The 12,031-nt window shown below is 65.4% G+C and carries 12 protein-coding genes; 3 read left to right on the top strand and 9 right to left on the bottom strand.

Translation table 11 applies throughout. From position 1 onward, the window contains the following. Positions 1-24: 24 nt before the first annotated feature. The 3 genes from H587_RS0101015 to H587_RS16825 form a co-directional block, all read right to left on the bottom strand. On the bottom strand, positions 25-960 hold the full coding sequence (locus tag H587_RS0101015; protein WP_027174663.1) for a carbohydrate kinase family protein: 936 nt from the start codon (positions 958-960) through the stop codon (positions 25-27). Positions 961-1,022: 62 nt separating this feature from the next. Beyond that, positions 1,023-1,349: a divalent-cation tolerance protein CutA gene (cutA, locus tag H587_RS0101010; protein WP_027174662.1), complete on the bottom strand. Its 327-nt coding sequence runs from the start codon at positions 1,347-1,349 to the stop codon at positions 1,023-1,025. Position 1,350: 1 nt separating this feature from the next. Further along, a complete protein-coding gene (locus tag H587_RS16825) occupies positions 1,351-1,635 on the bottom strand; it encodes a hypothetical protein (protein ID WP_051202354.1) in 285 nt (94 codons plus the stop codon). A gap of 121 nt (positions 1,636-1,756) precedes the next feature. Between H587_RS16825 and nth the strand changes: the two genes are divergently transcribed. Genes nth through H587_RS16820 form a run of 3 tightly spaced genes read left to right on the top strand, consistent with a single transcriptional unit; the run spans position 1,757 to position 4,175 of the window. After that, a complete protein-coding gene (nth, locus tag H587_RS0101000) occupies positions 1,757-2,404 on the top strand; it encodes an endonuclease III (protein WP_027174661.1) in 648 nt (215 codons plus the stop codon). After that, positions 2,401-3,525, top strand: coding sequence for a tRNA guanosine(34) transglycosylase Tgt (tgt, locus tag H587_RS0100995; RefSeq protein ID WP_027174660.1), 1,125 nt, complete (start codon positions 2,401-2,403; stop codon positions 3,523-3,525). The genes nth and tgt overlap by 4 nt, the downstream gene beginning before the upstream one ends. Positions 3,526-3,527: 2 nt before the next feature. Continuing rightward, on the top strand, positions 3,528-4,175 hold the full coding sequence (locus H587_RS16820) for a YdcF family protein (protein WP_051202353.1): 648 nt from the start codon (positions 3,528-3,530) through the stop codon (positions 4,173-4,175). A 9-nt stretch (positions 4,176-4,184) separates the two neighbouring features. Here the strand turns inward: H587_RS16820 and H587_RS16815 are convergent, their stop codons facing one another. From H587_RS16815 to lpxD, 6 genes are read right to left on the bottom strand one after another with little or no spacing between them, the layout of a single operon-like run. After that, positions 4,185-5,591, bottom strand: a complete 1,407-nt coding sequence (locus tag H587_RS16815; RefSeq protein ID WP_034608384.1) for a YihY/virulence factor BrkB family protein — start codon at positions 5,589-5,591, stop codon at positions 4,185-4,187. A 55-nt stretch (positions 5,592-5,646) separates the two neighbouring features. Further along, a complete protein-coding gene (locus H587_RS0100980; RefSeq protein WP_027174659.1) occupies positions 5,647-8,826 on the bottom strand; it encodes an AsmA family protein in 3,180 nt (1,059 codons plus the stop codon). 33 nt (positions 8,827-8,859) lie between these two features. Then, on the bottom strand, positions 8,860-9,705 hold the full coding sequence (locus H587_RS0100975) for an LpxI family protein (protein ID WP_027174658.1): 846 nt from the start codon (positions 9,703-9,705) through the stop codon (positions 8,860-8,862). Between the two features lie 17 nt (positions 9,706-9,722). Continuing rightward, a complete protein-coding gene (lpxA, locus tag H587_RS0100970) occupies positions 9,723-10,532 on the bottom strand; it encodes an acyl-ACP--UDP-N-acetylglucosamine O-acyltransferase (protein ID WP_027174657.1) in 810 nt (269 codons plus the stop codon). Continuing rightward, positions 10,532-10,996, bottom strand: a complete 465-nt coding sequence (fabZ, locus tag H587_RS0100965; RefSeq protein WP_027174656.1) for a 3-hydroxyacyl-ACP dehydratase FabZ — start codon at positions 10,994-10,996, stop codon at positions 10,532-10,534. The genes lpxA and fabZ overlap by 1 nt, the downstream gene beginning before the upstream one ends. Further along, positions 10,989-12,029 (bottom strand): UDP-3-O-(3-hydroxymyristoyl)glucosamine N-acyltransferase, encoded by a 1,041-nt coding sequence (gene lpxD, locus H587_RS0100960; protein WP_027174655.1) that lies wholly within the window; start codon positions 12,027-12,029, stop codon positions 10,989-10,991. The genes fabZ and lpxD overlap by 8 nt, the downstream gene beginning before the upstream one ends. Positions 12,030-12,031: the final 2 nt, after the last annotated feature.

Below are 12,031 nucleotides of genomic sequence, written 5' to 3'. Positions count from 1 at the left end.
TTTCCGGCCGGAGGCCGGCGCGCCTCAGGACAGGGAGCCGAATATCCCCTGATAGCGGGCGCGGAACTCCTCGAAGGTGAAGGTATGCTCCTGGGTGCCCTTGCGCTCCACGGCATAGGCCGCGCAGACCGAACCCAGCCGGGCCGCCTCGGGCACGTCCTTGCCCAGGGCCAAGCCCTTGAGCAGCCCGGCGCGAAACGCGTCGCCCGCTCCCGTGGGGTCCAGGGCCGCGTCCACCGGCGCTGCGGGCACTCGGGTCTCGGCGCCGCCTCCAGCCACCAGGGAGCCCTGCTCGCCCAGAGTGGTGACCAGAAACACGGTGCGCTCTTTCAGCTCCTCGCGCTTCTGCCCCGTGGCCTTCATGACCATTTCCAGTTCGTAGTCATTGGTCACGAGCATGAACGAGCCGGTGATGGCCTCGAGCATGTCCGGCCCGGACAGGGCCGGGATCTGCTGGCCCGGGTCGAAGATATAGGGAATGCCCAGCTTGCGGAGAGCCCGGGGATACTCAATCATGTCCGTGACGTTGGTGGGAGAGATGATCGCCAGGGTATCCGACGGATTGCAGCCGGAGAAATCGAAGTTCGAGGGGTGCTTCATGGCCCCGGGGTTGAAGCCGGTGATCTGGTTGTCCGAAAGGTCGGTGGTGATGTAGGCTCCGGCGGTGTGCTCGTCCTCGATGCGCCGGATGCCCTCCCGGGACAGCCCGAGTTTCGCGAGCCAGGCGTCATACGGCCCAAAGTCCTTGCCGGCGCAGCCCACGATGACAGGCTTCTCACCCAGCAGCGCCAGGCTGTAGGCGATGTTCCCGGCGGTGCCGCCGAACTTCTCCTCCACTCCGTTGACCAGGAAGCAGACATTCAGAATGTGGATCTTGTCCGGCAGGATGTGCTCGGAAAAACGCCCGGGGAAGGGCATGATGCGGTCGAATGCCAGGGAGCCGCAGACCAGTATGCGCATGGGTCCTCCATCGTGCATGCGTTCCGGCGGCCGCGGAAAGGGCCCCGGTCCATGAATCGGTCCTATCCGGCGGACGGAGACGTCTCGTCCGCGATCCAACGCAGAAAATCAGGGTTGCCGCCCAGGATGGGCAGGGCCACCACGCAGGGAACCTCGTAGGAATGCAGGGCCTTGATCGCCTCCGTGAGAGGGTCGAGCAAGGAGTCGCGGGTCTTGGCCACGAGCACGGTCTCGTCGCCGCGCTCCAGCTTGCCCTTCCACCAATACAGGGAGCGCATACCGGGCAGGATGTTCACGCAGGCGCAGAGCCTGCGCTCCACCAAGGCAGCGCCGATGGCCTCGGCCTGCTCCGGGCTCTCACAGGTGACGTAGACGAATATCTCGGCCATGCTAGTTGCAGAAGGTCGCCTTGTCCGGCTTGAGGCCGCCGAGGTACTCGGCCACCAGATCCTGCTGCCCGGCGTCCAGGGACGCCCCGTGCCCGCGCATGCGGGCCACGATTCCGGACCATGCGGCCGAATCCAGCCGCCCCAGACGGTCGCAGACCCTGGACATGGAATGGCAGTTGGAACACGTATTGTTCACCAGATCCTTGGCCTCGTCCGCGGCCATGCCGAAGGAGGCCAGAACCAACCCGGCATAGAGGGCGATCACCAAACAGATCAGACGTTTCATCTCATTCCTCCGGAAAAAGCGCCGCGCGCTGAAGCCAAGATACAATCTTCGCGCTCCATTGCAACGGAAAAGTGCCTCGTCGAGCCTTGAGCCCCGGGCCGTGAGATGCTACCACCCCGGCATGCCGAAAAACGAACGCCCCGAACGCGCCGCCGCAGTCCTCAAGCGTCTGCGCCTGCGCTATCCCCATCCCGAGCCCGCCCTGGACCACACCGGCCCGTGGGAACTCCTGACGGCCACCGTGCTGGCGGCTCAATGCACGGACGCGCGCGTGAACAAGGTCACGCCGGAACTCTTCCGCCGTTGGCCCGGCCCGGCGGAACTGTCCCGCGCCGGGCAGGACGAGATCGAGGATGTGATCCGCTCCACGGGTTTTTTCCGCAACAAGGCCAAGAACCTCAAGGCCGCCGCAACGCTCATCATGGAGCGCTTCGGCGGCGAGGTGCCCCGGAGCATGGCCGAGCTGACCACCCTGCCCGGGGTAGCCCGCAAGACCGCCAACATCGTGCTCTCCAACTCCTTCGGCATGCATGAGGGCATCGCCGTGGACACCCACGTGACGCGTCTGGCCTTCCGCCTGGGGTTCACCGAGAGCGACAACCCGCTGGTCATCGAGAAGGATCTCATGCCGCTCTTCCCGCGCGAGGCCTGGGGCGACGTGAACCACTTCCTGGTCTACTACGGCCGCGAGGTCTGCCAGGCCCGCAAGCCGCACTGCGCGGACTGCATCCTGGCCGACATCTGCCCGAAGAACGGAGTCTCCCGATGACCCGCCCCGGCGAATTCACCATCCTGGCGCGCGACGGCCAAGCCCGGCGGGCCTCCCTGGTCACGGCCCACGGGGTGGTCCAGACCCCGGCCTTCATGCCCGTGGGCACCGTGGGCTCGGTCAAGAGCGTCTGCCCCCGCGACCTCAAGGAAGCCGGGACGCAGATTCTGCTCGGCAACACCTACCACCTCTACCTGCGGCCCGGGGACGAGTTGGTGGCCCGGCGCGGCGGCCTGCATGAATTCATGGGCTGGGACGGCCCCATCCTCACCGATTCCGGCGGCTTCCAGGTCTTCAGCCTCCAGGACATCCGGCGCATCAGCGAAGAGGGCGTGGAGTTCCGTTCGCATATCGACGGCTCCAAGCATTTCTTCTCCCCGGAAAAGGTCGTCTCCATCCAGAGGAATCTGGGTTCGGACATCATGATGGTCCTGGACGAATGCGTGGCCTTCGGCGCGGACCGCGAGTACACGGCCCGATCCCTGGAGCTGACCACGCGCTGGGCCCGACGCTGCCGCGAGGCCTACCCCAAGGGTTCCGGCGACCAGCTGCTCTTCGGCATCACCCAGGGCGGCTTCCATCTGGACTTGCGCGAAAGGAGCCTGGCCCAACTGGCCGAGATCCCCTTCGACGGCTTCGCCATAGGCGGTCTCTCGGTGGGCGAGTCCACGGCCGAAATGTACTCCATCCTGCGCCACATCGCGCCCATGCTGCCCGCCGACAAGCCGCGCTACCTCATGGGCGTGGGCACCCCCATGGACATCCTCACCGGCATCGAAGCCGGAGTGGACATGTTCGATTGCGTCCTGCCCACGCGCAACGCCCGCAACGGCACGCTCTTCACCTCTCTCGGCAAGGTGAACATCAAGCGCGCGGAATACCGCGAGGACGACGGTCCCCTGGACCCGGCCTGCCGCTGCTACGCCTGCACCCATTTCTCGCGGGCCTATCTGCGCCACCTCTACGTCTCCCGCGAACTGCTCTCCTACCGCCTGAACACCATCCACAACCTGACCTTCTTCCTGGATCTCGCGACCCAGGCCAGGCAGGCCGTGGAACAGGGGCGCTTGGCCGAACTCAAGGCCCGTTACGAGGCGGTCTACCCCGCCGGACGAGAGTGAACATGCGGCTGCTGAAGGGAATCCTGCTCGTGCTGGGGGGACTGGCCCTGTTCGTCACCCTGCTGGCGGCCGCCGTTTTTCCCTTCCTGGGACGTCTGATGGAATCCGGCGACGCGCCCAAGGCGGCGGACGCCATCGTGCTCCTGGGCGGCAACCCGGTACGCGCCATCTATGGGGCGGAACTCTACAAGCAGGGATTCTCCCCGGCGCTCTATGTGAGCCGGGTGGAATTTCTCCCGCACAAGGATCTGCCCGCCCTCGGCCTGCGCTTCACCCGCGAGGAGGACTATGTCCAGCAGGCCCTGGCCCTCAAGGGCGTACCCCGGGAGGCGGTGCATTTGTACGGCAACGGCGTGGTGAGCACGGTGGAGGAGGCCGAGGCCCTGCGCGGCGCGCTGCCCTCTCCCCCGCGCACGCTGCTCCTGGTGACCGGCCCCTTCCACTGCCGCCGGGCCAAGCTGGTCTTTTCCCGCATCTTTCCCGAAAGTGAAATCCTGGCCTGCCCCGACCCGCGCGAGGCTTTGGCCGAACGCTGGTGGAAGGACCGGCGCTCGGCCCTGCTCGTGCTTTTGGAGACGGCCAAGACCGCCCATTATCTCCTGGGGGGGGCCTTCCGCTCCAGCGATCCCCCGGGACGTCCGGGGCGCTGACCAATCGGATCAAGCCTCGGGAACGGATTCGGCGGAGGCGTCCGCGCCGCTCCCGGGATCAAGCCGGGTCGAATATTCCGACAGGGTGAGGTTGGCCGGGCTGTCCTGGGCCGCGTGGCGCAGGGCGTCGAAGGTTTCGTCCACGAAACGGAAGCGCCCGCCCGTCAGATCGAAGCGTTCCTGGAAGGGGACGCGACCCGCCATGGCGTCCAGGATCTCGAAGACGCGGATGCGCTCGGGATTGAGGGCCAGGGCCACTTCGGCCCGACTGTTCTCCCCGCCGAGGACGATGAGCCCGGCGGCGACCAGACGCGCGCAGAGATCCCCCACCAGTTCCACCGGCACGGCCAAGCGGCGGGCCAACTCACCCATGGCGGCCGGGGCCTCGCCGTCGAGAAAGCGCCGGGTGGCGACGAGCATGAGCAACAGGGCCACCTTCTGCCGTTCCTCCAGGCTGGCCCGGCCCAGGAACCGCCGGGTGGTGAAGGTGTTCAGGTTCTGCTGCGCGTGGGCCATTTCCGCCCCGAGCAGGACGATGACCCAGCTGATGTAGAGCCAGATCAGGAGCAGCGGCAACTGGGCGAAACTGCCGTAAATGGCGTTGTACTTGGTCACGCCGATCTGCCAGTTGATGTAGCCCCACTGGGCGGACTGCCAAAGCACGCCGGCGACGAAGCCCCCGACGGCCGCGGCGGAGAGGCGAACGGGGGTGTTGGGGATGAAGGCGTAGGCGAAGGTGAAGGCCAGTGAGATGAGCAGGACGGGCACGATCTGGAGCACGAGGCCTTCCAGCCCGCCGATGACCGAGACGGAAAGCAGTTCCCGGACAATGTCGCTCTTGCGCAGGCTGACGGTCAGGCTGGCCGAGACCAGAATGATCAACGGGCAGACCAGGATAACGGAGAAGAAGTCCGTGAACTTGCGCCAGGGCGTACGCCCCCGACGCACCCCCCAGATGGTGTTGAAGGCCTTCTCCACCGTGCCGACCATGGAGAAGACCGTGGCCAGGAGGGTGGCCACGCCGAGCCAGCCCAGGGTACGCACGTTGGTGTTGGCGATGTAGCTCAGAATCTTCTCCACCACCTCGGCGCGGTCGCCGGTGATGCGCAGGAGCAGCCCCCGGACGAATTCCGTGTTCTGCATGCCGAAGCCCTTGGAAATGGCGAAAGCCACGGCCAGGAACGGCACAATGGACAGGATCGTCGTGAAGGTCAGGGCCGAGGCCCGGATCAGACACTGGTTCTCGAAGAACCCGCTGGCCACGAGATAGCTCCAGCGCGAAACCGCGTTGAGCGCCCGTCCGAAGACTCCCTCGCCCGAGCCTCCCCCGGCTCCAACCCAGATATCCCGGTTGAAATGCCGCTTCAGGTTGGCCTGGACTTTGTCCAGCCCCGTTCCCGCCGAGTCTTCGGTCATGGTCCGCTCCTTGCGGCGACTCTACACCGACGCAGACGCGCGATGCAACTGTGCTTCAGAAGACAAGATCCTTGAGCAGCTTGAGAGACTTGGCGGGAACTCCGAGAAGATCCTGCACGGTGTTGTTCAGGAGCTTCACCGGCGGCAAGGCGAAGCTCGGGTCATAGAGGTCGCCGTAGACCCGGATGGGCACGTTCGGCGTGGCAACCAGGGTGGCGTTGATCGTCATCTCGATGGTTTCCTCGGCCAGACTGAACTGCCCCTTGCCCGTGGCCGAGACCAGCGATCCCCGCATGGCGAAGTCGTTGGTGGAGAAGACTCCCTGGTGGACCTTGAAGGAGGCTTCAAGGCTGTTGAAACTGGTGCGGGCGGCGCTGTCCGACGCGGTTCCCAGGCCGAAAAGCCGGTAGGATCCTTCGCCCATCTCAAGCTTCACGGAACCTCCCAGGGTACGCAGCAAGTCCGTGTCCGTGGCGCCGAAGGCGGTCAAACCCAAGGAAAGGTTCGTGGCCCCGCGCAGGTATTCCTTTTCAATGGCGTCTTGCAGAAAGGGGCCGCTCTGAAACTCCCGGGCTTCCAAATTCAGGGAAGCGGCCAGAGACTTCGGGTCGGCCTTGAGGGTCACCCCCCCATCCAGACGCCCGCCGTAAAATGCCCCGCTCAGCGGCTTGAGCCGCAGGTCGCCTCCGGCGGCCTTGAGGCCCAGCTTCACGTTCTTGAGCGTGATGTTGTAGGCCTTGAAGCTCTTGAACGCGGCCTCGCCTTCGGCGTTCACCGCCCGCAGGACATCCAACGGCAGAGGATCGGGATGCGCCCTGGCCTTGCCGGGAGTTCCGCCCCCGCCCCCCCCGGCGGGGTCGCCCTTCGCCCGCGGCGGCAAATAGCGATCCAGGTCCAGGGCTCCGGCCTGTACGGCGAACGTGACTCGCGGGGTATTGAAATTCGTCACCGCCACCCGCCCGGTGAGCGGCGTGTCGTCCATGCTCAGGTTCATGTCGGAGCAAGCCACGCCATTGGCCGTAAGCGTGAAGCCCGTGGTTCCGGTGAGTTCGTCCAGAACACCGGGGTCGGCGGTGCGTGGCTGCGGCAGATGGAACAGCTTGAGCACCCGACGCATGTTGAATTGACGGAACTCGGCCGTGCCGCTGAGGGAGTATCCGTCGCTGAAAATCTTCGTCCCGGTCAGATCGGCGGACAGGCCGAGGCCCATGCCTTGGGCCTTCAGGCTCCGTACGGCCAATGTTTCGGCGGCGCTGTCCAGGTCCGTCTGGCCGGACAGATCGACACGGACCTCCTCCCCCCGGCCGAACACGCTGGCCAGGGTCATCTTCGTCGCCGCGCCGCGCAACCGCACTCCGCCGGACTTGGGTAGAAGCACCACCCCCTGGACCTGAACCCCGGCCGTCAGACGGGGGGAGGCGCGCACCACGCGCAGACTCATATCGGTGTTGGCGGCCAAGCCATCCCCCGGCGCGGGCTGAGGCGTCGGGCCGAGGCGCACCATGGCGTCGGCGGTGCTGAAGTCGTATTTTTCCACCGGGCCCTTGCCCGCCAGGCTCAACATGCCGGCCTGGGCCGACAACGTGGCCTCGGCCTTGAGCGCCGCCATGATTTCCCGTTCCGTGGGCAGCCGCGACAGGTCCGACAGGGGTAGCTCGAGATTCGCCGTGACCGTTCCCTTGCCGCTCAAACGCCAGGAGCGGGGCTCGGGCAGGTACGGCACACGGCTCAGATCGATGTCCGCGCCGCGGAGGGTCGCGCCAAGCAGCAGATCGGAGACGCCGGAATTTTTCCGGGACTGGGCCGTAAGCGCCGCGGACACGGTCCCGCCCAGCATCTTGGCCGTCTTCAGTTCGGAACTCAGCCGACCATCGCCGGAGGCGAACTCCAGCCGGCAATCGACGGCCTGGATTCCTTGGGCGCGGAACGCCCCAAGGGCCAGACGGCCCTGGACGTGATGCTTCAGGAGCAGCAAAAACGGCGCGCCCGCCGAGGTTGCCGTCTCCGTCTTGTCGGTCTGGACGCCCTTGCGCTCCCCACCCTTCTCCTCCCAGAGTCCACTGTAGCGTTCCAGATCCAAGGTGTTGGCGTTCAGATCAAAGTCGTAGCGGGGATGGGCGAAACCCTTCTGGGTCAACGAACCCGTCACGCGGGTGTCGTCCAGAGCCAGGACCATGTCCGTGAGGGCCAGGGACGTGGCGTCACCCTTGATCTCGGCGCTGAACGAGGCGTTCTTCAGCGTGTCGCCGCGCCTGAGCTTCAGGTCCGGGAAATTGCGCTCCATGAAGGCGCGGGGGTTGAAAGGCTTGATCTCGAAGTGCCCCACCAAGGTGGGAGCGGCATACAAATCCTTTCCCGTGACGTTTCCGGCCAGTTGCAGGCCCAAGGTCTTCATCCGAAAATCGTGCAGGGAAAGACTGCCCAGACGGTAGTCGAAGTCCAGGTCGGCCAGCAGAACCGCCCTGGCCCCCTTGGGCAGCGGCCCACCCGCCACGTCCAGCTGCAAGACGGCTTCCTGGAACAAGGCTCCGCTTTCAGCCTCGAAGTCGGTGTTCATCTTGCCCGACAGTTGGGCGCGGGCGTCCAGGCCCATGCCCTCCCAGTCGAGGTCGGCCAGCAGGCTGAAGGCCACGGGCTGTCCCAGGGTGAAGGCTCCCGTGCGCAGACTCAGGCCGTTGAGAACCACGGCCTCGCCGCTCTCGCGATCCTCGAAGCGCACGGTGGCATCGGAAACCGCCAAACCACGCACCACGAAGGCGGGCAAGGAGGACAAGACCGAAGGTGTGCCCGAGGACGTCGCGGCGGAATCCTCAGCAACAGAGGCCCCCCCCCAGTCTTCCCAGTTTCCCCGGCCGCCGGGCAGACGCACGAGGTTCACGGCGACCCCGTCCAGCATCACGGTGCTCAGGTCCAACCTCCGCTCCCAGAGAGGGCGCAAACCGAGACCCACGACCAGTCTGTCGGCCGTGGCGAAGGGCACGTCTCCGAAATCCTCCGGACTGCCCAGACTGATGCGCTTGGCTTCCACCCCGAGCACGGGAAAGACCGTCACGCGCAAATCCCCGCCCAGAAGGACCGGGCGGCCGGTAAGCGCCCGCAGTTCGGCGGCGAGGCGTTCACGGAAGGCGGGGGAATCCAGATGTCGGGAAAGGAGGAAAAGCCCCCCCCCGGTCAAAACGCCGAGAAAGAGAAGACTCGCGATCAGGATGCGCAGGCCGCGCAGAAACATGGTCATGAAAACGCTCCGGTGGGCCGCCGGACCTCCATGTCAGCAGGAACCCGGGGTCTCATCCCTGGCCCCGGGAAAACCATAGACAGCGATGCCCGCCCGGTCGGCTTCGGCCAAGGCGGCCTCGCGGTCGAAAAACAGGCTCTTGCCCGCCTCCACGACGAGGCAGCTCGCGCCCCCCTGAGCCATGATCCTCAGGGTGTCCGGGCCGATGCTCGGCAGATCCACGCGGTCTTCCTGACCGGGTTTGAAGACCTTGGCCACCACGCAACCGGGTCCGCCCAGGGCGCAACCCCGGCGTACGGTTTCGTCCGTGCCCTCCAGCGCCTCAACGGCGCTGACGATGCCCTCGCGCACCACCACGCATTGGCCGATGTCCAACCGCCCCAACGCACGGGCCACCTCAATGGCGAAGCGCGCATCCGACATCTCCCGTTCATCCGGGGCGCGACGGGAAAGGACTCCTTCAGGAGTGAGCAGGTCGGGCAGAAAAACGTGGGCCGGAACCACGGTCATGCCCTCGGTCTCGAATTCACCGGCCAGGGCCCGCAGCAACGCGTCATCGCCCTTGTCCTTGCGCCTGAACACGAGCTTCAGAGCGCGCATGTCCAGATGACGGATGTCCATGGCCTTGGGCTTGTTGATGGTCCCGGCCATGATCACGCGACGTACGCCGTGCTGTTTGAAGAAATCGATGAGTTTGCCGAGCTGGCCGAGTTTCATCTCGCGAAACTCGTCGGCCAGCCCGGCGACGTCCATGTTGGAATGCCCGGTGAATCCGACCGCCACCAGGGGATGCCCGGCGGCCTTGACGCCCTGGGCCACGAGCAGAGGGTATTGACGGCCGCCGGCAATGAGGCCGATGACTGCCGGGGTCTCGGTCATGGTCCCTCCGCGATCGGTTATTCTCCGTTGCCGTTCTTGCTGGCCGACGCCGGGGCGACGCCGTTCTTGCTTTCCCGTATGAAGGCCACCAGCCGGGCGACCTCGGGGATATCGGGCAGTTCGGCTTCCACGCGCGCCAGGGCGTCCTCCTTGCCGAGACCGGAACGGAAGATGATCCGATAGGCCTTCTTCAGCTCCTGGCAGGCTTCGGCCGTGAACCCGTGGCGTTTGAGGCCGATGAGATTGGGCCCGAAAAGCTTACCACGCACACCGTGGGCCAACATGTAGGGCGGGATGTCCAGGTTGTAGCCGCTCGCGCCGCCGAGGAAGGCGTACTCGCCGATCTTGATCCATTGCTGGACAGCGGCCATGCCGCTGACCACGACGCAGTCGCCCACCTCCACGTGACCCGCCAAGTTCACGGAGTTGGCCAGGATGACCTTGTTGCCCACCACGCAGTCATGCGCGATGTGGGCATACGCCATAAGCAGGCAGTTGGATCCCAGAATGGTCTTGCCGCGGCCCTGAGCCGTACCGCGGTGGATGGTCACGCTCTCGCGGATGATGTTGTTGTCGCCGATCTCCACCAGGGTGTCTTCACCGCGAAATCCCAGATGTTGGGGCTCACCACCGATGCAGGCGTTGGAATGGATATGGTTGCCCGACCCCATGCTCACGAACCGCTTGATGTGTACGAAGGGCTCAATGCGGCAGTTCTCGCCGATGACCACGTCCGCGTCGACGACGACATACGGGCCGATGACCGTGCCCTCGCCCACCTTGGCGGACTTGTCGATGATCGCCGTGGGATGGATGTTCCTGGCCACTAAAAATTCTCCTTGTTGACCATGGCCGCGGAAAACTCTCCCGCAGCCGCCGTCTCCCCGCCCACCTTGGCTACGGCCGACATCTTCCAGAGGTTCATCTTCCGCCGGAAGTCGCTCACATGCAGGAACAGTTGGTCCCCAGGAACCACCGGGCGGCGGAATTTCACTTTGTCGGCGCTGGCGAAGAGAAAAAGTTTCCCGTTCAGATCCAGGTCGGGGTGAGACATCACGAAAAGCCCACCGGCCTGGGCCAGGGCTTCCAGGATGAGCACCCCGGGCATCACCGGCAGGCCGGGAAAATGTCCCTGGAAAAAAGGCTCATTCACGGTCACGTTCTTGTAGGCCGTGATGGTGTTGGCCTGATAATCCACCTCCGTAACCCGGTCCACCAACAGAAACGGATAACGGTGGGGCAGCATGCTCAGTATGCGCTGGATGTCGATCACACCGGCTTTGTCAGCCATCCTGGCCTCCTTCCCGGGCCGTCTTGAGCGACTTGATCTCCTTCTCCAGCCGACGCACCCGGTGCAGCAGTTCTGGGAGTTTCGGCAAAGCCAGTCCGGCGCGGAGATATGTGTTGTATTCCATCTGAGGAGAGCCGCCGACGGCGGCCTTGGCCGGGACGTCGCGGCCCACGCCGACCTGGGGAGCCAGCATGGCGCCGTCGCCGATGCTCAGGTTGTCGGCGACACCCGCCTGGCCGCCCATGACCACTCCGGCGCCCACGGTGGTGCTGCCGGCGATGCCTACTTGGCTGACGAGCAGGCAGCACGGGCCGATCTGCACGTTGTGGGCGATCTGAACCAGATTGTCGATCTTGGTGCCGCGACCGATGCGCGTGGCGTCAAGGGCGGCGCGGTCCACGGCCGAGTTGGCCCCGATCTCCACGTCGTCCTCGATCTCCACACGGCCGATCTGTGGCACCTTCACATGTCCGGCCGGCCCCTGCACGTAGCCATAGCCGTCCGCGCCGATGGACGTGCCGGGGTGGATGACGACGTTGCTGCCAAGCCGGGTGCCCGCCATGAGCACCACGTTGGGATACAGGGTGCTGCCCTCTCCAACACGGCAGTCCTCGCCGACATAACAGCCGGGAAAAACGGTCGCTCCGGCGCCGATTTCAGCCCTTGGACCGATGAAGGCGAAGGGATAGACCGTGGCGGACTCATGAATCACCGCCTCGGGATGCACATAAGCCAGTTCATGCCGACCGCGCATGGAACCCTGGGGACGGGCGAAAAGCATGACCACCCGAGCCCAATCCAGACGCACGTGGGCGCTGACCAGCGCTGATTCCACGCGCGGGCCGTGCTTCTCGTCGAGAAGCACGGCCCCGGCGTGGGTATTCTCCAGCAGATGCGCGTACTTCGGACTGGCCAAAAAGGCGATTTCGTCGGGACCGGCCTTCTCCAGGGTGTTCACACCCCGAATGGTCTTGTCCGGCCCGCGTGACTCGATGCCCAGTCGTTCGGCCAGTTCCTTCAACTGAAACGGCATGA

It is taken from the genome of Desulfovibrio aminophilus DSM 12254 (assembly GCF_000422565.1).
In the GTDB taxonomy this organism is placed as follows: Bacteria; Desulfobacterota; Desulfovibrionia; order Desulfovibrionales; family Desulfovibrionaceae; genus Aminidesulfovibrio; species Aminidesulfovibrio aminophilus.
Note: the sequence above shows the minus strand (reverse complement) of the source record. Positions and strands in the feature narration are given on the sequence as shown.